Below are 19,637 nucleotides of genomic sequence, written 5' to 3'. Positions count from 1 at the left end.
GCGAGCAATCACACATCCGACGAGCAATCACACCTCCCCGAGGAGTTTCACCTCGGCCTTCCGGAGGTGTTCGAGCAGGGTCGCCTTCGACACGTCCAAGTCCTCGGCGAGTTCGGTCGCCGACACCTCGCGGGGCCACGTGTAGTAGCCCTTCTGACGCGCCAACTCGAACACCTCGCGCTGGCGGGCCGAGAGTTCGTCGGTCCGGAAGATGCCGCTCCCGGCGGCGGGCGCGGTGATGAGTTCGACCACCACGTCGGCGTCCATCTCGTCGCGTATCGCGTCGATGCGGTCGTGGACCGCGGTCCGACTCTCGTTGACGATGACCGTCCAGTACTCCCGGCCGTCGTACATCCGGACCGGTTCGTCCGGGATGAACCCCCGCGAGACCAGCGCATCGTTGATGCTGTTTTCGATGTCGTACCGGACCACGATTCCCCGACTCGCGTTACCCGGAACCTGCGTGTCGGCGTCGGCGTGGGGACTCGCCGTCTCCCACACCGACTCGGTGAGGTCCGAGTCCCGAATCGCCCCGACCAGTTCGTCCACCTCGTCGGTGGCGTCCCCGTAGGCCGTGAACCGACCGTTCGCCATCCCGTCGATGCGGTGGACGCCGTGGCCGAGCAACCCCCCGTCGGTTCGCTCTGTCACGGCAAGGGTCCAACAGTCGGGATGCCAGATGTCGAGCGTTAGCCGTAGTCCACCCGTGGTATCAGTTGCCATGCACCTCGGTCGTACCGATGGAGTCGTCGCCTAAATAGCTGTCTCTCGGTCCCTCTCATGAACGGTGGTAGCGTTTTACGGAGGTCGTTCGTGAGTCATCAGCATGGACCTTCACGGCGCCTTCGACGCGCCGGTCCCCGCCGTCGTCCTCGCGGAGGGCGCGTTCGGGACCACCGAGGGCAAGACCGCGAACGGCGTAGTGATGCACAGCGAACTCTTCGAGGCGAGAGCGGTCGTCGATTCCGCGCGCGCCGGACGGACCGCCGCCGACGTACTCGGACGCGACGACGTTGCCGACGTGCCGGTCGTCGCGTCCGTGGACGCGGCGCTGGAGCGCGCACCCGAGACCGAGGCGCTGGTCATCGGGGTCGCGCCCGCGGGCGGACAACTCCCCGACGCGTGGGTCGAAGACATCGAGCGAGCGATGCGGGCCGGGTGCGACGTGGTGTCGGGGCTGCACACCTTCCTCTCCGAGCGCCCGCGGTGGCAGGAGTTGGCCGCCGAGTCCGGCGTCCGCCTGTTCGACGTGCGCAAACCACCGGCGGGAGACGACCTGCGGGTCGGCGACGGCCGGGTGGACGACGTAGACGCCGACGTGGTGCTGACGATGGGCACCGACTGCGCGGTGGGCAAGCGCACGACCACCTTCGAACTCTACCGGGCCGCGCGGGAGGCCGGTCTGGACGCCGGATGGGTCGCCACCGGTCAGACCGGAATCATGGTCGGGGCGCATCGCGGCGTCGTCGTGGACCGCGTGCCCGCCGACTTCACCGCGGGCGTGGTCGAGGATTTAGTCTGCGCCGTGGCCGAGGACCACGACTTCGTGTTCGTGGAGGGGCAAGCCGCGCTGACCCACCGGGCGTACTCCGGCGTCACCCTCTCGTTGCTCCACGGCGCGAACCCCGACGCCGTGGTGCTGGTGGACGACCCCGACCGGGAGGGGCGCGCGGACTTCGAGCGGTTCTCGGTCGCGGGCGTCGAGCGGGAAGTCGCGGCCATCGAGTCGCTGGCCGGGTCGCCGGACGAGACCGAAACACCGGTCGCGGCACTCTCGACGTGGGGGGACGCCGACGAGCAGTCGGCGGCGTGGGGACTCCCGGCCGGGAACGTCTACGACGACGGCGGACCGGAGCGTCTGCTCGACGCCGTGTTAGACGCGCTCTGAGGCGTCGGCGGTCGAGTGGGGTCAGTCAGCGGTCCGGCGGCGTCATCCCAGCGTGGTCGTCGTCGGCCCGCACGCGCCACATCCGGGCGCGGAGGTCGTCGGGCATCGCGGGCACGCCGAGGTCGTCGAGTCGGTCGAGTTCGTCTGCCGCGACCGGGAACCGCCGCAGGTCCTTGTGGAGCGCGATACCGGCGTACGCGCCGTCACCGACGGCGATGGGCGTCTGGTTCTGGCCGTGGGTCAGGTCGCCGACCGCGTAGGCCCCATCGACGCTGGTCTCGCGGTCGTCGTCCACCGCGACCGACCCGTCGTCGTTGCAGTCGCATCCGAGGTCGGCCGCGAGGTCGTTGTTGAACTCCTTGCCGTGGACCGCGAACCCGCCGCCGTACTCGCGTGCGTGACCGTCGGCGAACTCCAGACCGCCGAGCCATCGCTCGCCGTCGCCGTGGTCGGGGTCCTCGTCGGCGTAGGCGTGGTCCACGCGGTCGGAAACGACTTCGACGGGGTGTTCGCGGACCTGTTCGGACACGTCGTCACTCCACGCCGGTTCCTCGTCGTTCAGCAGGAGGTCAACGTCGTCGGTGAAGTTCAGGAGGGTCATGGCGACGTGGGCCGCGTGGTCGTCGCGGCCGAGGACGAAGACGGGTTCGTCGCCGAGGGTGTAGGCGTCGCAGTGCAGGCAGTAGTGGAGACCGCGGCCGGTGAACTCCCGGAGGTCGCGGACGTTCGGCGGTACGTCGGTGAACCCGGTGGCGAACACCACGCGGTCGGCCCGGAGCGCGACTTTCTCGGCGGTCACGCGGAACTGGGTGCCGTCGCTCTCGTTCTCGAAGTCCGGGGCGTCGTCGGGTCCGACTCGCTCGACTTCCCGCACGTCGTCTTGGTAGTAGTCCGCGCCGTACTCCTCCAACTGGTCGATTGCGAGTGCGGTCACGTCCCGCCCGGAGGTCTCCTCGGAGACGCCGACGAGGTTGTGGACGAACGAGACCGACTCGTAGCGCCCGCCCTCACGGTTGACGACCGCGGTCCGGTGGCCGAGGCGGGTCGCGTAGAGCGCGGTGGTGAGTCCCGCGGGTCCGCCGCCGACGACGACCACCTCGTAGGCCGGAGTCTGAGTCATCACCGACAGTACGAGCGGCGGGGTGTTCGGACTTGGGGCCGCACAAAGAGAGGTATTTAGGTATCTTAGAAGTGACTAAAGAATTGTCTGAGAACTGTATTTCTATCTCCGCGCGCGAAGCTCCGTTCGGCGTTCCACTCCGGCGCGCGCTGGCGCGGCCTCGTGCCGCGCCAGACCGCGCGAGGGCCGAGTAGCGCAACGAAGTGAGCAACGCAGGCGGTTGGGGAGGACGAGGTGCGGGGCGGTGCGGTCTTGATTGGAGTCGGCAATAGCTAGCTCCGTCGAACCAACCGACCGCGAAGCCAATCCCGTCGAACCAACCGACCGCGAAGCCAATCCCGTCGAACCAACCGACCGCGAAGCAAGCCCCGAATCGACCGATTAGGAGAAGAACTTCATCAGGTCGTCGCGCTTGGCCTCGTGGAGATGCTCCTTGACCGCCTCGTTCAGCGCGTCGATGTTCCCGCGCTTGGCGCTAATCGGGGCAATCGTCTCCTGCCACTGCTTCCACGGCGGATGCAGGCCCAGTCGGTCGCACAACTCGTTCAGACGCTCGTCCTCGTCGTCTACCTTGTCCATCTTGTTGACCGCGACGACGACGGGGATGTCCACGTCCCGGAGGAAGTAGAACATCTCCACGTCGTAAGGAATCTCGTCCTCCCCGGAGTGGCGGTCGATGATGTCCACCGCGCTCTTGCCGTCCACGACGAGGACCCCGACCAGAATCTTGTCGGCGTTGTCCTCGACGTAGCGCACGATGTCGGTCTTGATTTGCTCGCGTTGCTCCTCGGGCACGCCCGACATGAACCCGAACCCCGGCAAGTCGGTCAGCACGAAGTCCTCGCTGGCCCAGTCGTAGTGGTTGGGCGAGCGCGTGACGCCGGGTTTGCCCCCGGTTTCGAAGCTGTGGCCCGTAATCTCGCGCATCAGCGTGGACTTACCGACGTTCGACCGGCCGACGAAGATTACCTCGGCGTCTCGGCCCGGACGACTCTCGAACATACCCGGACTTGGGCGCGCGGCGGTTTAACGGGCGTGGTTCTCTGAAACCGGGGTTCCGTGGGTCGCCGGTGTTCGTCGGTCCGAGCGGTGGTACTGGTGATTTGGCGTCGGTCTGACCGGTGGAGGACGACCGGAGCGGCAGCGACAGGCTTGAGCCAATCAGGACCGCACCGCCACCGCACCGCGCCCCCGTTCCTCCCCGCGTGCGACTGCGCTCGCGGGGAACCGCGAGCGCGAGCGCAGTCGCGGCGCGTCCCGTGGTGGGTGAAAATACGCGAGACGACGGCCGGTCGAAATGCGCGAGACGACGGCGGGTGACGACCCGCGGAAGCGTCCCTATCGCGGGTCACGAAACGCGGTCTCGGACCCGCCTTCGTCCCCGTGCCGCGGCTTATTTACACCTCCCGTGCCATTCCCGAACATATGCGGCTCGTGCAGGTTTCGATTCCGGCCGGTAAGCGAGAGATGGTCGCCGACGTACTCGACTCCGAGGGCGTCGATTACATGCTGACCGACGAGACCAGCGGCCGGGAGTACACAGCCATCGCCTACTTTCCGCTTCCGACCGCGGCGGTCCAACCGATTCTGGACAAACTGCAGGACGCGGGACTCGGCGAGGACCCCCACGCGGTCATCATCGACGCCGAGACTGACACCTCCCGCCAGTACGAGGAACTCGAACAGCGCTACGCCGAGGAGAACGGCGACACCGAGACCATCGCCCGCGAGGAGATGCGAACCGAGGCCCGCGAGATGACACCGAAGTTCCCGACGTTCGTGGCGATGACCATCATCAGCGCCGTCGTCGCCACCGCGGGCATGCTGTTGGACTCGCCCGCCGTCGTGGTCGGGTCGATGGTCATCGCGCCGCTCATCGGTCCCGCGATGGGCGCGAGCGTCGGCACCGTTCTCGGCGACCGGCAACTGTTCCGCCGCGGCGTCAAGTACCAGTTCATCGGCGGGTTCGCCGCCATCGCCTCGGCCACCCTGTTCTCACTCGGCGTGCGGTACGGCTTCCTCCTCCCGCCCGGAACCGACGTACTCGGCATCTCGCAGGTCAGCGGCAGACTCACGCCCGACTTCCTCTCGCTGGCGGTCGCACTCGGCGCGGGCACGGCGGGCGCGCTGAGTCTCGCTTCCGGCGTCTCCGTCGCCATCGTCGGCGTGATGATAGCCGCCGCACTCGTACCGCCCGCCGCCGCCGTCGGCATCGCAATCGCGTGGCAACAACCGCTGGCGGCGGTCAGTTCGCTCGTCCTCGTGCTGGTCAACATCTTCTCCATCAACCTCTCGGGACTCGTTGTCTTCTGGTATCTCGACTACGGGCCGAAAAACTGGTTCGAACTCAACCAGACTCGCTCGGTACTGTTCAAGCGCGTCGGCGTTCTCGTGGTCGCTATCGCCCTTCTCTCGCTGTTTCTCGGCGGTGTCACCTACACCACCATCCAGAACGCGACGTTCCAGAATCAGGCCCAACAGGAGGTCAACCGCGTCCTCGACCAGAGCCAGTACGAGGAGGCGACGCTCCTGAACGTCGAGTTCGAACAGAGCGGGACGCTCCCGTTCGACCAGTCCCAGCGCGTCGTCGTCACCGTGGGTCGCCCGCCGGGAGAGGAGTACCCCGACCTCGCAGAGCAGTTGAGCAGACGCGTCAACCGCAACACCGGCCACGACATCGTGGTACAGGTCAGGTATGTCGAAGTCGAGCAGGTCCCGCCGTCAGTTACCCACGACTGAAGTCGTGGGCTTCCTCCTCGATTCTGTGTGAGTCAAATTGGCGTTTCACCCATACGCGCTTTTTTGCCGACCGCCGTCGTATCCGACTCCCGATGCACAGGGGAATACTCGCAACGGTGGGTGTCGCAGTCCTGCTGGCGACGGCCGGATGCGTCGGGAGTCTCGCGCCGACCGACGGTGCCAGCGCACGGACACAGCAACTCGACCGCGAGAGCGGAACTATCGGGGTCTCGGCGACCGGACAGGTCGAGGCCGAACCCGACCAAGCAATCGTGCAGGTCGCGGTCCTCGCGCGCGGCGACGACGCGAACGCGGTCCGGGAGCGAATCGCCGAGAACGCCACGCAGATGCGCGAGGCGCTCCGGCGCGCCGGAATCGGTGACGACCAGATTCGGACCGTCGCGTTCCGCATCGACCAAGAGTACCGCGAGGTCGAGGGCGAGCGCCGACCCGCCGGGTTCGAAGGCGTCCACGCCTTCGAGATTACGCTGTCGAACGTGAGCAGGGCGGGCGCGATACTCGACACCGCAGTTGCGAACGGGGCCGACCGCGTGGACAGCGTGGAACTCACGCTGTCGGACGAACGCAGGCGAGCGGTCCGAAGTGAGGCCCTCCGGGACGCGATGGAGAACGCGCGGGCCGACGCCGACGTTATCGCCGAGAGCGCGAACCTGACGATTTCGGGCGTCCACACCGCCACGACCGGTGACCTGAACTTCAGTCCGGTTCGGGCCGAAGCCCTCAGCGCCGACGCCGGAGGCGGCGGCGGGACGAGTATCGAGTCCGGGCCGGTGACGGTGACGGCGCAGGTGCAGGTGACGTACAACGCCAGCGGATAGCGCCGCCGGGCGCGTCCCCGGGGCCTGAATCCTTTTGCGTCGGTAGGGCGTGACTCTGCTGTGCGCCTGATACACGTCCACGTGCCGGACGAACGGCGCGAGGAGATTCTGCGAACCCTCGACGAGATTGGAATCGACTACGCGGTCCTCGACGCCGACGACCGGGCGGGCGACGGCGCTCTCGTGGAGTTCCCCCTGCCGAGCGACGGCGTTGGCGACGTGATGGCCGCGCTCGAAGACGACGGACTCAGGGCGGACGACTACACGGTCATGGCAACGGCGGAGACGGCTTCGACGCCGAACATGGAGGCGCTGGAGAGTCGCTACTCCGGGGACTTCGACCCGCTGACGAGACAGGAACTCCGGTCGAAGGCCCGCGACATGGCTCACGACCGGACATCGTTCGTCTGGATGATATTCCTGAGCGCCATCATCGCCACGGCGGGTCTGTTGGTCGATTCGCCCGCCGTCGTGGTCGGGTCGATGGTCATCGCGCCGATGGTCGGGCCGGTTCTCACCGCGAGCGTCGGCGCAGTCACCGGCGACGGAGAGATGCTCGTGGACAGCATCAAACTACAGGCGATAGGACTCGGGGTCGCCGTCGTCACGGCGCTGGCGTTCGGCTACCTCCTCAAGGCGTTCTCGTTCGTCCCGCAGTTGCAGATTACCGCGCTCGGCCAGATTAGCTCCCGAGTCGCGCCGAGTCTGCTGACCGTCGCGGTCGGGTTGGCGGCGGGGAGCGCCTCGGCGTTCGGCCTGACGACGAAGGGACCGACTTCCCTCATCGGCGTCATGATTGCCGCGGCGCTGATTCCGGCCGCCGCGACCACCGGCATCGCCACCGTCTGGGGGTTTCCGGTCGTCGCAATCGGGTCGCTGGTCCTCCTGCTGGTCTCGCTCATCTGCATCAACGTCGCGGCGTTCGTCACGCTCTGGTATCTGGACTACCGGCCCGACGGGTTCGACTCGAACCTCTGGCACTTCGATAGCCGCGCCCAAACCGCGGCGATGGGTCTCGCGGCGCTGATAATCGTCCTCGTCGTCGGCGGCGCGACGGTCGCCACCTACCAGCAAATCAGCTACGAGCGAACAATCAACCGACAGGTGAGCGGCGTCCTCGACGACCCCGAGTACGCGAATCTGACCTACGTCGGGACGACGACCCAGTACGGGTTCACGGGCACCTACTTCGAACCGGAGACCATCACCGTCACCATCAGTCGCACGACCGACCGCGAGTACCCGAGTCTGGCGACCCGGCTTCAGCGGCGTCTGAACGACGCGACGGGCCAGAATCCGAAGGTCCGGGTCCGCTTCGTGGACTACCAGACCGCGAACGGGACGGGGCAGTCGTCGGTCGCGGGGACGCCGCTCGTCGGGGAGCGTCAGGGAACGCTCGGGTGAGTTAAAGGACAGGTATAGAAATGTCTAAGAACGCTATAGAAGTGCGTAAGAAACATATCCCTTTTCCACGGACGCGTAGGCCAGTTTCGGCGCGCGCTGGCGTCACCGGCGCGAAACGCCGACTGCTCGGGGGATGCGGGTCGTCCCCGGCGCGGCGCTTGCGCGCAAGCGCCGCGCCGACTCGGGGAAGCCTTCCTGTCGTAGTCAGTTCGACGTACCGGGACGTTACGAACGCTCCCCGTCCTCGAACGGCAGTTCGGGTTCGTACCCCACCGCCTCGACTGCGGCGTCCAGCACGCCCTCGACGTTCTCGCCGCTCTCGACGCTCATGTAGGCGTCGGCGTCCACGTCGGTCGAGAGGTCCGACTTGTTGCAGACGGTCAGCACGTCCACGTCGCCGAATCGGTCGGCGAGGGCGTCCCGGAGTTCGAGTTGCGCGTCGAGGGGTAGCCACAGTAGCCGCTGGCGTCCACGACGAAGACGATTGCGTCAGCGAGGTGCGTCAGCGCCGAGACAGCCTGATTCTCGATGTCGTTTCGCTCGTCCTCCGGGCGGTCGAGCAGGCCGGGCGTGTCCACGATTTGGTAGCGGATGCGCTCGCGCTCGAAGTGGCCGACGCGGACGCCCTTGGTCGTGAATGGGTACTCGGCGATTTCGTTGCGGGCGTTCGTGACCGCGTTGACGAACGACGACTTGCCGACGTTGGGGTAGCCAGCGACGACAATCGTGGGTTCGTCGGGGTCGATGTCGGGGAGTCGCCGGAGGTCCTGATGGGCCTCACCGACCCGCAGGAGGTCGTCTTCGACTTCCTCTACCACGTCCGCGAGGCGGGCGAACCCCTGCTTGCGAATCTTCCGGTCGGCGTCGGCGTCACCCGTGAGTTTGCCCTGATACTCCCGGCCGAGGTTGTGGGTCTTGCGACTCGCCCACTGAATCTCCGAGAGGCTCTGGCGCAACTCGTCCACGTCCACGATGGCGTCCGCCAACTCGTAGTAGAAGGGGTCGATGTCGTCGAAGTCCGGCCATTCCGCGGCGACGTTCTGCAAGTTGTCGCTCAGGATGTTGGAAGCCGTCTGGAGCATCGACTGCTGGGCCTCCGCGCCGCTTTTGGCCCGGCCCGCCCGCGCCGCCCGCGAGAAGGCCTTGTCGATGAGTTCCTCCGACGTTGGGGTCGTCGGCAGGGTCTCGAAAATCATGGACGTAGATAGGGTCTCGCGGCATTAAAAGGGCGTCCATACGAGCGTGAGGAAGTTCGACTACGAAATCCGACTGGCAGTAGTACCGGCTTACTCGGACTGCTTTCTCGGTCTGAGACCACCATCAGGTATTTACGCCGTCTATAACAACGTTACAACCGAGATAAGTGGGTTCTACCAATGGCACTCAAACAAGAAGACGACGAGACGGCCGCTGAGCAACTGAGTCGAGAGACGGGGCGGCCCGTCGAGGAGTTCGAACCGGACTTCGACGAGGAACCCATTCCGGACGCGAGCGAACAGACGTGGGAATCTACCGACGAAGCGTGACCGACCATCGACCGCCGAGGTCGTTGAACTCCTCGTAGCGTTCGAGCAAGAAGTCCAGATTGTCCAAGAGATACTCTTCACACCAGCGCGGCGCTTTCTCCACGGTCACGAACGGGAAGTCGTCCGTAGAGTAGTACTCGTCGTCGCCCCGATATATGTCGAGGTGGAGACCTTCCTCGCGGATGTCGTTGCCGTCCGGCGCGGCGGGATTGTGGTCGAAGCGAGCGACTGGTCGCCAGTCGTCGCACTCACAGGGCCAGTAGAACTCGTCGTCGAGACCGTACTCTAACTCGACGACGAACGCCGCGACTTCGCCTCGTTCGACCTTCACGTACCGGAGAATTCGAGTACATAGATAGTCGGTGTAGACAATATCGGATATTTCAGTCACGGGTTCCTCGTATGCACTGGGTAGAAGTCGATAGTGGAAAATTTCTCGCACGCACGCGAAACACGTCATTTTCCTTATTTCGTGTGCGCCAGTTCCATCCCGCAGCGTACTCGTTTCCCGGAAGCACCGACGCCACCCGACCACCCACCTCTAAGTACCACTTCGTTTTACCACCGAGTAAATGAGCGACGAGAGCCGACCCGTCACCGGCGACACCCGCGTCCCGTCCCCCGTCGAGAAACCCGTGGTGCTGACCGTCGCGGGGAGCGACTCCGGCGGCGGCGCGGGCGTGCAGGCCGACCTCAAGACCATAGAGGCCCACGGCGCTTTCGGGACGAGCGCAGTGACGGCCGTCACCGCACAGCACACCCGCGGCGTCGAATCGACCCACGTCCTGCCCGCCGAAGAGGTCGCGGCCCAAATCGACGCCGTGACAGACGACTTCGACGTGCGGGCCGCCAAGACCGGGATGCTCGCCACCGCCGACATCGTGGAGGCGGTGGCCGACCGCGCCGCGGACGCCGCGTTTCCGGTCGTCGTGGACCCCGTGATGGTGGCCGCCTCTGGCGACCGCTTGCTCGACCCTGCGGCCGAGGACGCCTACGCGAACCTCGTCGCCGAGGCCGCACTGGTGACTCCCAACGCCGACGAAGCGGAAGTGCTGACCGACGTGGCAGTCGCGGACCGCGAGTCCGCAATCGCGGCGGGCGAGCGACTGGTCTCGATGGGTGCCGACGCCGCCCTCCTGAAGGGCGGACACGTCCCCGGCGAGACGGTCCGCGACGTGTTGGTGACGCCCGAGGGGACGCGCACGGCCAGACACTCCCGCATCGACACCGACGCGACTCACGGGTCGGGGTGCGCGCTCTCGGCCGCGGTCGCAAGCAATTTCGCGCGTGGGTACAACCTTAATAATGCAGTCGAGACGAGCGTCGAGTTCGTGACTCGCGCGGTCCGCTACCCCCTCGACGTGGGCGAGGGACCCGGCGCGGTCCACCACGGCGTCGAGCGCCGGAACCGCGCCGCCCGCGAACCCACCGCCGAGGAGGTCCGAGAGGTGGTCAGGGAGTTCGTGGACGCCGACGTGTCCGCGCTCGTCCCCGAAGTCGGTACGAACGTCGTCGGCGCGACCCCCTACGCCGAAGACGCGAGCGAGACTGCCGCCGTGGAGGGCCGGATTACTCGCACGTTCTCGGGAGTCAAGCCGAACCGCGGCGTGCGCTTCGGCGCGTCGAGTCACGTCGCGCGCTTCCTGCTGGCCTGCCGGGAGTTCGACCCCGACCTGCGCTTCGCCGCGAACTGCCGGTTCGACGCCGACGTGGAGGCCGCGCTCGACTCGCTGGACTGGCCGGTCGCGGAGTACGACCGGGGGTCGGAGCCTGAGGGTGTGAAGGAGCGCGAGGAGTCCACGATGCAGTGGGGCGCGCGGCAGGCCTTCGAGTCGGTCGAGGGGACGCCTGTGGCGGTGGTCGATAGGGGCGAGGACGGAAAGGAGGCGATGACGAAGGTGGTAGCGCGCGACGGCGAGAAGTTGGCCGAGCGCGTGCTGGCGTTGTTGGACGCGCTCTAAGGGTCGGTCGGGTCGTCTATCCAGTTGTAGCACCGATACTCGTCGTCGCTCTCCCCAGTCAGCGCCTCGATGGGGACGAACCCCTTCCCGCCGCGCGCGCCGACCTTCTCACCCTCCGGGTCGTCGGCGACGAACATCGCCTTCGCGCGCATCTCGACCGTGACCGCGAACTCGCCGACGCCCGACTCGTCGGGGTCGAACGACATGGACGCTCCCTCGGGCGCGACCCCGAGCGTGACGTAGCCGTCGGGTGATTCGACCGCGATGTCGTGGCTGGCGAGTCCGCCCGCGAGGTCCTCGACCCACGCGCGGAGTTCGTCCCGGTCAAGGTCGGCGTCGAGTTCGAAGCTCCCGTCGTCGGCGATTTCGCCTTCCTCGAAGACGAACTCGGGGTATTGGAGGTCTTCGGGCGGGAGACCGTGGTCTTCGGAGTCGCTCTCGTCGCTCGCGTCGTCTCGCTCGTCGGTCATGTTCCGACGCCCGTACTACGACCGCATTACTGTTACGAGAGCAGAACGAACGCCGAACGTGACCGCCACTGACGACGCAGACCTCCCCTCACTCGTCGCCGACCTCCACGACCACCTCGAAGCCACCGCCGAGTTACCCGTCGAGACGCGGGCGAGCCAGTGGCTCGGAGAAGCGGAGGCCGTCTGCGAGGACGCCACGGGACCGAACGTACCCGAAGCGGTCGTCCAAAAGCGAGTCGAACAGGTCCGGATGCTCCTCTCGAACGTCAAGGAGACCGGGAACGAAGCGGCCGACGAACACGTCGCGGCGGCGCGGGAACTCGTCGCGGAAATCGAGACTCGGCTGTGAACTACCCTACCCTACTCACTCGCCGGTGACACGGCTCGTTCCTTGAGGGTAGGGCGTCCTGCTTCCACGACGCGCTTTGCAGGAACCGTGGTGGTTCCCGTAGGGAGTGCAGTCTCCACAGGCGTTGATTCGGAGCGTCCCGCTCCTACTCGCTTGATACCGCCAGAACGAGTCGTGGTCGATTTGGGTCCGACCCGAGTACCAGTAGCCGACGAGTCCGAACGGGCCGGAGTACAGCACCGTGAACCCCAGACGAACTTCATGAGGCTCTTCAGTTCCGAGTTGTTCTTCCGGCCCCCAGACGAGAACGGCCAGCGAGACGGCGACCAGCGCGCCCCACGCCGCGAGGTACGTCGGATTCGTCAGGACGTTCTGTAGCGCCTGCTGGATTCCCATGCCCGAAGCTACGGTCCGTGGACTTTACGGGATTTTGGCTACGTGCAATTCCGTGCCGACGCCGGAGTCCGGCGTCGGCACGGAATTGCCGCGGCGAAGCCTTAATTTCTTAACCTCGGCTCGTTTCGAGTTCCGAAGCCGAAGGGGAAAGCGCGAAAAGGGACGCGACCCAAGTGTGAGACATGGCAAAGACAATCACCGTCGAAGGGATGAGCTGTGGCGGCTGTGAGGAGAACGTCGAAAACGCGCTTCGGGACGTACCGGGCGTCACCGACGCCGAGGCGGACAACGAGTCCGACAGCGTGACCGTCGAAGGCGACGCCTCGGACGCGGACCTCGTGGCGGCAGTCGAGGACGCGGGTTACACGGCGAAGGCCTAAGCAACAAATAAGCGCGGTAGAGCAACAAAATTAATTTCTTTAGGTGTATTTTAGATTCTTTTAGCAATACATTCACTCGTACCGAAACGCCTGCGCGAGTCGGAGTTTGCCGGTCCGCTCGAAGGGGAACGTCCCGCGTTGGAACGTCGCTCCCGACCGGACGACGACGACGTGGTTGCCGCGCTCGGCGGGTTCGGACGCCGCGACGAGACTTCCGATTTTGAAGTTCTCCGAGTTCCGACTCGGGCGCTTCCACTGCCAGCGCCACTTCGAGGTGTTCGCCGACGAGAGGTTTCGGCGCGTGACGTTCGGTTGGGAGTACGACCACGACGCGCTCGGTCCCGACAGGCCCAGACTCAGACCGACGCTCTGGACCGGGCCGCCGGTGCCGCCGTTGGGTTCGTGTTGGGCGGCCGCGATTATCGGCGCGTACCCGCTTCGCCAGTCGTGGACCGCCTCCGAACTCCGGATTCGCCAACCGGGGTCGCGGTTCGGCACGACGTTGAGGTCCTGCACGACGAGGTGGGACCGGCGTTCGGGCAGAGTGCGGTCGAGTCCGAGTCTCGACCGCGAGACGATTTCACCGGCCTCCGTCCCGACGATGGCGACCCCGAGCGAGACCAGATTCTCGACTTCGACATCCGGTTGGGTCGTCGCGGTCCCGAGCGCCGCCGGACCCGCGGTCATCGCGCGGGCCGCCTCGGTGGTCTCGCCGTCGGTGGTCGCCGCGTCGCCTGCGTCGGCGGCGAGTACGTCCACCGACGCGGCTTCGGAATCGACCGCTCCGCGGTCGCCTGTAAGTTTCTCGTGAGTCGCTCGACGGACTCGATGCGACTCGCAACGTCGGCGTCGGGTTTGGCCGAGGTCGTGGTCTCCTCGGCCGCGGCCGTCGTTTCGAGCGCTTCGGTCGTCGGTTCTCCGGGCGGGCGGTTCAACTCCTCCGGCCCGCCGACCATGAACGAACTCCGGCCCTGCGCGTCGATGGTGAACGCGAACGAGTAGACCGGAAATTCGAGCAGTGGCCCGACCCGGCCGACGCTGATAGCGCGGGCCGAGTCGGTGTGGCGACGGTACGCTCGCAGGACCCTGCGCTGAGCGTCCTCGATGTCGGACGCCGACAGCGGCGGTTCGCTCTCGCGGCGGTATATCTCCGTCTTGCACACGCCGTCGTCGCGGCACACCGGCTCGCGTCCCTGTCCCCCGATACCCCGGACGCCCGAAGCGAGTCCGAACGCGGTCGCTCCGACGCCTTTCAGAAACGTGCGTCGTCGTTCCATAGTTGTTCTCCGTGGGTAGCCCCACCTAACCACATTATTAATCGTCAACTATTCGCGTATTAGCTGTTTCCCTAACGCGCGACCCGTCCGGCGTTTCGCCGACCGCCTCCCGAACCCGCACCGTTTTAGTCGTCGTCGCCCCTCCGACTCGACTATGACTCTGTTCGCTCACTCGTCGCTCGGAGGTGGTCGCCGTGTCCGGACCTGACGGCGAGGTCGGGGGTATCGTCGGCGAGTTCTTCTCGCTCAAGTCCGGGACCGACGCCGACTATCTGGTGATGCAGGTCGGGGACTTCTACGAGTTCTTCGGTGACGACGCCGAGGAAGTCGCCGACCTCCTCGACCTGAAGGTCTCCCAGAAGTCGTCTCACGGGTCGAACTACCCCATGGCCGGGGTCCCAGTGGACAAACTCACTCCGCACCTCAAGCAGTTGGTCGAACGGGGGTACCGGGTCGCGGTGGCCGACCAGCACGAGACCCCCGACGGCCACGCCAGAGAGATTACCCGCGTCGTGACGCCCGGCACCCTGCTCGAAACCTCGGACGCCGACGCCCGGTATCTCGTCGGCGTGGTCCGTGCGGACGCCGACCGCTACGGTCTCGCCTTCGCCGACGTGACCACCGGCCGGTTCCTCGTGACCGAAGTCACCGGCGAGGACGCCGAGACCGCCGCAGACCGCGTGTTCACCGAACTCTACCGATTCGACCCCGCGGAGGTTCTGCCCGGCCCGGAGGTCCGCAACGACGACGCCTTCTTGGAGCGAGTCCGCGAGCGCACGGACGCGACGCTCTCGCTCCACCGCGCGGACGCGTTCGCACCCGGTCGGGCGACCCACGAGACCAAAGAACAGTTCGGACGGGAGACACTCGCTAGCGTCGGTCTCGACGGAGGCAGGGAGGAAAAGCCGCAAGTGCAGGCCGCGGGCGCGCTCCTGTCGTACGTCGAGGAGACCGGCACCGGCGTCAGAGCCTCGATGACGCGCCTCCAGTCGTACGCGGGCGACGACCACGTGTCGCTCGACGCGACGACCCAGCGCAACCTCGAACTCACCGAGACGATGCAGGGCGACCGCGAGGGGTCGCTCTTTTCGACCATCGACCACACCGCGACGAGTCCGGGCAAGCGCCTCCTGAAGGAGTGGCTTCAGCGCCCGCGCAGGGACCTGCCGACGCTCCGGACGCGCGCCGACGGCGTGGCCGCCTTCGCCGACTCCGCGCTGGCCCGCGAGACGGTCCGCGAGACCCTCGGCGAGGCCTACGACCTCGAACGACTGGCGAGCAAGGCGGCCCACGGGAGCGCGGACGCCCGCGACCTCCTGCGCGCCCGCGAGACCCTCGCGCTCCTGCCGGAAGTCGCCGACGCCGTGGCCAGCGACCCGACGCTGGCCGACTCGCCGCTGGCCGAAATCGTCTCGCGGCCCGACCGCGAGGCGGCCGCAGACCTCCGGGAGGAACTCGGCGCAATCGCCGAGGACCCGCCCGGCACCGTCACCGAGGGCGGCCTGTTCCGCCGGGGCCACGACGACGAACTCGACGCACTCATCGACCAACACGAGGAAGCAAAGGAGTGGCTCGCAACGCTGGACGACCGCGAGAAGCGCGAGACCGGCATCACCCACCTCACCGTAGACCGCAACAAGACCGACGGCTACTACATCCAAGTCGGCAACTCGGAGACCGGGAAGGTTCCGGACCGCTACGACCGACTCAAGAGTCTGAAGAACTCCGAGCGCTACACCACCGACGAGTTGGACGAGCGAGAGCGCGAAATCCTCCGCCTCGAAGAGCGCCGCGGCGAACTGGAGTACGAACTCTTCTCGGAGTTGCGCCAGCGGGTCGCAGACCGGGCCGACCTGCTCCAGTCGGTCGGCCGCGCACTCGCGGAACTCGACGCCCTCGCCAGCCTCGCGGTCCACGCCGTCGAGAACGACTGGGTGCGACCCGAGTTGCGTGAGTCGGGCGACATCGACATCAAGGCGGGCCGCCACCCCGTCGTAGAGCGCACCACCGAGTTCGTCCCCAACGACCTCCGGACCGACGACGACCGGCGGTTTCTGGTCGTCACCGGCCCGAACATGTCGGGCAAATCGACCTACATGCGACAGGCCGCGCTCGTGACCCTGCTCGCCCAAATCGGGAGTTTCGTCCCGGCCGACGCCGCCGAGGTCGGTCTCGTTGACGGCATCTACACCCGCGTCGGCGCGCTCGACGAACTCGCGCAGGGTCGCTCTACTTTCATGGTCGAGATGCAGGAACTAAGTAACATCCTCCACTCCGCGACGGAAGACTCGCTGGTGATTCTGGACGAGGTGGGCCGGGGAACCGCGACCTACGACGGGATTTCAATCGCGTGGGCCGCGACGGAGTACCTCGCCAACCGAATCGAGTCCACTACGCTCTTCGCCACCCACTACCACGAACTCACGAGTCTGGCCGACCGACTCTCGGGCGTCCGGAACGTCCACGTCGCCGCGGACGAGTCCGACGGCGACGTGACCTTCCTCCGGACCGTCGAGGACGGGCCGACGAACCGGTCCTACGGCATCCACGTCGCGGAGTTGGCCGGAGTCCCCGAACCCGTGGTAGAGCGGTCGCGCGACGTTCTCCAGCGCCTGCGCGAGGACGAGGCCATCGACGTGCGGGGCGGCGACGGCGGTGACGGGGGCGACGGCGAACCGAAGCAGGTCGTGTTCGACCTCGGGTCGGGACAGTTCCAAGGCGCGGCCGACTCGTCCGACGCGAATGCGTCGGGCGAGTCGGCGGAGGAAGCGGGGACGGCGGGCGAGTCGGCGGCAAAAAAAGAGACCCCGGAGCCGAGAAACCCCGAGACGGAGGCCGTACTGGAGGAACTGGAGAACACCGACCTGAGCGACACCTCGCCAATCGAGTTGATGAATCGCGTGCAGGAGTGGCAAGCGCAGTTGGAGGAGTAACACGACCCGACTCGGGGAGGGCGTCCGGCAAGAGGCGAACGATTTTTCCCTATTTGCGCGAAATTCGAGACGAATGGACGACAGCAGTCCGGACGAAACCGACGGCGGGCACGAGTGGGTGACGCCGCCGGAGTCGTTCGTAGAGCAGGCGAACGTGACGGCGGCCGACCGCGAAGCGTTCCGCGAGGCGGGGTGGCCCGAGTGCTGGCGGCGGCCCGGCGACCTGCTGGACTGGGGCTGCGGGTTCGACGCGGTGCTGGACGAGGACGACGGCGACGAGGGACCGATTCGCTGGTTCCCCGGCGGGCGACTCAACGCCTCGTACAACTGCGTGGACCGCCACGTCGAGGCGGGACGCGGCGACGAGACGGCCCTCGCGTGGGAGGGGAAACTCGGTGAGACCCGGACGTACAGTTACCGAGAACTCGCCGACGAGGTGAACGCGTTCGCGGCGGCCCTGCGGGAGTTGGGCGTCGAAGAGGGCGACGTGGTGACGCTCTACCTGCCGATGATTCCCGAGTTGCCGGTCGCCATGCTCGCGTGCGCTCGCATTGGCGCGCCCCACTCGGTCGTCTTCGCCGGATTCTCCGCGGACGCGCTGGCGACTCGCCTCTCCGGAGCGGACTCGGAGTACCTCGTAACCTGCGACGGCTACTACCGGCGCGGGGCCGCCCTCGACCTGAAGCGGCGGGCCGACAACGCCTGCGTGTCGGTCGGCCACGCGGTCGAACAGGTCGTGGTGAACCGTCTCGACGACGACCGACCGGTGGGCGACCACCGCGCGTACGCCGACCTCGTGGAGACACATGCGGGCGCGGAAGTCGAACCGGTCTCGCGCGCGAGCGACGACCTGCTGTTTCTCATCTACACCTCCGGGACGACCGGCGAACCCACGCTGGTTCGCCACACCACGGGTGGCTACCTGACTCACGTCACGTGGACGAGTCATGCCGTCCTCGACTTGGGTCCCGACGACACCCACTGGTGTTCGGCCGACGTGGGGTGGATTACGGGCCACTCCTACGCGGTGTACGGACCGCTGGCGCTCGGCGCGACCACGGTGTTGTACGAGGGGACGCCCGACCACCCCGAGACCGACCGCCTCTGGGAGATTATCGAGCGCAACGGCGTAGACGTGTTCTACACCGCGCCGACCTCAATCCGGGCGTTCATGAAGTGGGGCGAACAGCACCCCGAGCGCCACGACCTGTCGAGTCTGCGCTTGCTCGGGACCGTCGGCGAACCGATAGACGAGACGGCGTGGCACTGGTACCGCAACCACGTCGGCGACGGCCGGTGTCCGGTGGTGGACACGTGGTGGCAGACCGAGACGGGCGGCATCGTTCTCTCGACGCTCCCCGGCGTAGACCGGATGCGCCCCGGCGCGGTCGGCAAGAGTCTGCCGGGCATCGAGACGGTCGTGGTGGACGAGCGAGGCCACCGCGTCGCCGACGGCGAAGCGGGGCAACTGGTCATCACTCGCCCGTGGCCGGGGATGGCCCGGTCGCTGTGCGAAGGCACCGACTGGGGCGCGCGACGGACTCGGACCGTGGACGGCCAGTGGCAGTACGCCACGGGTGACAACGCGGTCCGCGACGAGGACGGCTATCTCCACCTCCTCGGGCGGGCAGACGACGTGCTGAAGGTCTCGGACAGGCGACTCAGCACGACCGAAATCGAATCGGCCATCGTCGGCGTCGAAGGGGTCGCGGAGGCCGCCGTCGTGGTCGGCGAGGACGACGACGCCGTGCGCCAGTCGGAGATTCACGCCTTCGTCAGTCCCGAGTCGAACGTCGCGGGCGATGACGCCCTCCGCGGGCGCGTTCGGACCGCGGTCGAGGAGGCCATCGGTCCCATCGCGGCACCCGACGCGGTGACGTTCGCGCCCTCGCTCCCGAAAACGCGCTCGGGAAAGGTCGTCCGCCGGTACCTCGCGGCCATCGCCAACGGCGAGGACCTCGGCGACACCAGCGCCCTCCGGAACCCGGAGGTCGTCGGCGAGTTGGAGTCGTTGCTGGACAGGTAGCTGTCCGGGCCGGCGTCATTTCGTGTTTTTCTAAAGAAGAGAAATTTTTCGAGCGGAAGTGTCTCGGTGGCTACTATAAACGTATGGTGGTGTTTAAACAATATATAGAATTCTTAGGACAATTTGAATGTTGCTCCCGCGGGTGGGGACGACGCGAGCGAAGCGAGCGTCGGGGAGAAGGCCGGGACGGGTGAATCTCGGGCGGGACGGACCGCGCGGAGAATCAGGAGGACCCGAAGAGCAGCTACTGTTCAGAATCTATCGGACCGCAACCGCGACGGCGACGGTGAGGAGACCGACTTCAGCCTCGGACCGATGAGGACCGCACA

17 protein-coding genes and 2 pseudogenes are annotated in these 19,637 nt (G+C 66.7%); 10 read left to right on the top strand and 9 right to left on the bottom strand.

Going from position 1 to position 19,637, the window contains the following annotated elements:
- Window positions 1-27 precede the first annotated feature (27 nt).
- Window positions 28-723, bottom strand: coding sequence for a helix-turn-helix domain-containing protein (locus P2T60_RS17530; RefSeq protein ID WP_276280520.1), 696 nt, complete (start codon window positions 721-723; stop codon window positions 28-30).
- A 103-nt stretch (window positions 724-826) separates the two neighbouring features.
- On the opposite strand from P2T60_RS17530, the gene P2T60_RS17525 reads away from it, so the two are divergent.
- Window positions 827-1,888 (top strand): N-acetyltransferase DgcN family protein, encoded by a 1,062-nt coding sequence (locus P2T60_RS17525; protein ID WP_276280519.1) that lies wholly within the window; start codon window positions 827-829, stop codon window positions 1,886-1,888.
- A gap of 25 nt (window positions 1,889-1,913) precedes the next feature.
- On the opposite strand, the gene P2T60_RS17520 is transcribed toward P2T60_RS17525, so the two are convergent.
- Both P2T60_RS17520 and engB read right to left on the bottom strand, forming a co-directional pair.
- Window positions 1,914-3,008: an NAD(P)/FAD-dependent oxidoreductase gene (locus P2T60_RS17520; RefSeq protein ID WP_276280518.1), complete on the bottom strand. Its 1,095-nt coding sequence runs from the start codon at window positions 3,006-3,008 to the stop codon at window positions 1,914-1,916.
- Between the two features lie 381 nt (window positions 3,009-3,389).
- On the bottom strand, window positions 3,390-4,010 hold the full coding sequence (gene engB, locus P2T60_RS17515; RefSeq protein ID WP_276280517.1) for a GTP-binding protein EngB: 621 nt from the start codon (window positions 4,008-4,010) through the stop codon (window positions 3,390-3,392).
- Between the two features lie 423 nt (window positions 4,011-4,433).
- Here engB and P2T60_RS17510 point away from each other — a divergent pair, with 423 nt between their 5' ends.
- The 3 genes from P2T60_RS17510 to P2T60_RS17500 all read left to right on the top strand — a co-directional run bounded on the left by P2T60_RS17510 (window position 4,434) and on the right by P2T60_RS17500 (window position 7,990).
- On the top strand, window positions 4,434-5,747 hold the full coding sequence (locus tag P2T60_RS17510) for a TIGR00341 family protein (protein ID WP_276280516.1): 1,314 nt from the start codon (window positions 4,434-4,436) through the stop codon (window positions 5,745-5,747).
- A gap of 92 nt (window positions 5,748-5,839) precedes the next feature.
- Complete coding sequence (locus tag P2T60_RS17505) at window positions 5,840-6,586, top strand: SIMPL domain-containing protein (RefSeq protein ID WP_276280515.1); 747 nt, start codon at window positions 5,840-5,842, stop codon at window positions 6,584-6,586.
- Window positions 6,587-6,646: 60 nt separating this feature from the next.
- The gene (locus tag P2T60_RS17500) at window positions 6,647-7,990 is read left to right on the top strand and encodes a TIGR00341 family protein (RefSeq protein ID WP_276280514.1); all 1,344 of its coding nucleotides are present in this window, start codon (window positions 6,647-6,649) and stop codon (window positions 7,988-7,990) included.
- Window positions 7,991-8,215: 225 nt separating this feature from the next.
- On the opposite strand, the pseudogene P2T60_RS17495 reads toward P2T60_RS17500, so the two are convergent.
- A pseudogene (locus P2T60_RS17495) lies at window positions 8,216-9,186 on the bottom strand (NOG1 family protein).
- Window positions 9,187-9,366: 180 nt separating this feature from the next.
- Between P2T60_RS17495 and P2T60_RS17490 the strand changes: the two are divergent.
- Window positions 9,367-9,516, top strand: a complete 150-nt coding sequence (locus P2T60_RS17490; protein WP_276280513.1) for a hypothetical protein — start codon at window positions 9,367-9,369, stop codon at window positions 9,514-9,516.
- On the opposite strand, the gene P2T60_RS17485 is transcribed toward P2T60_RS17490, so the two are convergent.
- On the bottom strand, window positions 9,500-9,907 hold the full coding sequence (locus P2T60_RS17485; RefSeq protein ID WP_276280512.1) for a DUF7718 family protein: 408 nt from the start codon (window positions 9,905-9,907) through the stop codon (window positions 9,500-9,502). The two genes, P2T60_RS17490 and P2T60_RS17485, sit on opposite strands and share 17 nt — an antisense overlap.
- Window positions 9,908-10,088: 181 nt before the next feature.
- Between P2T60_RS17485 and thiD the strand changes: the two genes are divergently transcribed.
- Complete coding sequence (thiD, locus tag P2T60_RS17480) at window positions 10,089-11,477, top strand: bifunctional hydroxymethylpyrimidine kinase/phosphomethylpyrimidine kinase (protein ID WP_276280511.1); 1,389 nt, start codon at window positions 10,089-10,091, stop codon at window positions 11,475-11,477.
- On the opposite strand, the gene P2T60_RS17475 is transcribed toward thiD, so the two are convergent.
- Window positions 11,474-11,947: a hypothetical protein gene (locus P2T60_RS17475; RefSeq protein WP_276280510.1), complete on the bottom strand. Its 474-nt coding sequence runs from the start codon at window positions 11,945-11,947 to the stop codon at window positions 11,474-11,476. The genes thiD and P2T60_RS17475 overlap by 4 nt on opposite strands.
- 58 nt (window positions 11,948-12,005) lie before the next feature.
- Between P2T60_RS17475 and P2T60_RS17470 the strand changes: the two genes are divergently transcribed.
- Complete coding sequence (locus P2T60_RS17470; RefSeq protein WP_276280509.1) at window positions 12,006-12,296, top strand: DUF8152 family protein; 291 nt, start codon at window positions 12,006-12,008, stop codon at window positions 12,294-12,296.
- Window positions 12,297-12,307: 11 nt separating this feature from the next.
- On the opposite strand, the pseudogene P2T60_RS17465 reads toward P2T60_RS17470, so the two are convergent.
- A pseudogene (locus tag P2T60_RS17465) lies at window positions 12,308-12,463 on the bottom strand (RNA-guided endonuclease TnpB family protein); the annotation flags it as partial.
- Between the two features lie 411 nt (window positions 12,464-12,874).
- On the opposite strand from P2T60_RS17465, the gene P2T60_RS17460 reads away from it, so the two are divergent.
- Window positions 12,875-13,072: a heavy-metal-associated domain-containing protein gene (locus P2T60_RS17460; protein ID WP_276280508.1), complete on the top strand. Its 198-nt coding sequence runs from the start codon at window positions 12,875-12,877 to the stop codon at window positions 13,070-13,072.
- A gap of 72 nt (window positions 13,073-13,144) precedes the next feature.
- Here the strand turns inward: P2T60_RS17460 and P2T60_RS17455 are convergent, their stop codons facing one another.
- On the bottom strand, window positions 13,145-13,831 hold the full coding sequence (locus P2T60_RS17455; RefSeq protein WP_276280507.1) for a hypothetical protein: 687 nt from the start codon (window positions 13,829-13,831) through the stop codon (window positions 13,145-13,147).
- Window positions 13,756-14,349 carry a hypothetical protein gene (locus tag P2T60_RS17450; protein WP_276280506.1) on the bottom strand — a complete coding sequence of 198 codons (594 nt, stop codon included), beginning with the start codon at window positions 14,347-14,349 and terminating at the stop codon, window positions 13,756-13,758. The genes P2T60_RS17455 and P2T60_RS17450 overlap by 76 nt, the downstream gene beginning before the upstream one ends.
- A gap of 194 nt (window positions 14,350-14,543) precedes the next feature.
- Between P2T60_RS17450 and mutS the strand changes: the two genes are divergently transcribed.
- Together mutS and acs are read left to right on the top strand one after the other, a co-directional pair.
- The gene (gene mutS / locus P2T60_RS17445; RefSeq protein ID WP_276280505.1) at window positions 14,544-17,282 is read left to right on the top strand and encodes a DNA mismatch repair protein MutS; all 2,739 of its coding nucleotides are present in this window, start codon (window positions 14,544-14,546) and stop codon (window positions 17,280-17,282) included.
- A gap of 73 nt (window positions 17,283-17,355) precedes the next feature.
- Complete coding sequence (gene acs / locus P2T60_RS17440) at window positions 17,356-19,308, top strand: acetate--CoA ligase (protein WP_276280504.1); 1,953 nt, start codon at window positions 17,356-17,358, stop codon at window positions 19,306-19,308.
- The last annotated feature ends 329 nt before the right edge of the window (window positions 19,309-19,637 follow it).

Source organism: Halorussus caseinilyticus, assembly GCF_029338395.1.
Taxonomy (GTDB): Archaea; Halobacteriota; Halobacteria; order Halobacteriales; family Haladaptataceae; genus Halorussus; species Halorussus caseinilyticus.
This window is presented reverse-complemented; position numbering and strand designations above follow the sequence as displayed.

Bases quoted from the DNA above. Each gene is read 5' to 3' on its own strand.
- P2T60_RS17475 (WP_276280510.1), bottom strand. From the start codon at position 11,947: ATGACCGACGAGCGAGACGACGCGAGCGACGAGAGCGACTCCGAAGAC.
- P2T60_RS17450 (WP_276280506.1), bottom strand. From the start codon at position 14,349: ATGGAACGACGACGCACGTTTCTGAAAGGCGTCGGAGCGACCGCGTTC.
- thiD (WP_276280511.1), top strand. From the start codon at position 10,089: ATGAGCGACGAGAGCCGACCCGTCACCGGCGACACCCGCGTCCCGTCC.
- P2T60_RS17510 (WP_276280516.1), top strand. From the start codon at position 4,434: ATGCGGCTCGTGCAGGTTTCGATTCCGGCCGGTAAGCGAGAGATGGTC.
- P2T60_RS17525 (WP_276280519.1), top strand. From the start codon at position 827: ATGGACCTTCACGGCGCCTTCGACGCGCCGGTCCCCGCCGTCGTCCTC.
- P2T60_RS17460 (WP_276280508.1), top strand. From the start codon at position 12,875: ATGGCAAAGACAATCACCGTCGAAGGGATGAGCTGTGGCGGCTGTGAG.
- engB (WP_276280517.1), bottom strand. From the start codon at position 4,010: ATGTTCGAGAGTCGTCCGGGCCGAGACGCCGAGGTAATCTTCGTCGGC.
- P2T60_RS17505 (WP_276280515.1), top strand. From the start codon at position 5,840: ATGCACAGGGGAATACTCGCAACGGTGGGTGTCGCAGTCCTGCTGGCG.
- acs (WP_276280504.1), top strand. From the start codon at position 17,356: ATGGACGACAGCAGTCCGGACGAAACCGACGGCGGGCACGAGTGGGTG.
- P2T60_RS17520 (WP_276280518.1), bottom strand. From the start codon at position 3,008: ATGACTCAGACTCCGGCCTACGAGGTGGTCGTCGTCGGCGGCGGACCC.
- P2T60_RS17530 (WP_276280520.1), bottom strand. From the start codon at position 723: ATGGCAACTGATACCACGGGTGGACTACGGCTAACGCTCGACATCTGG.
- P2T60_RS17490 (WP_276280513.1), top strand. From the start codon at position 9,367: ATGGCACTCAAACAAGAAGACGACGAGACGGCCGCTGAGCAACTGAGT.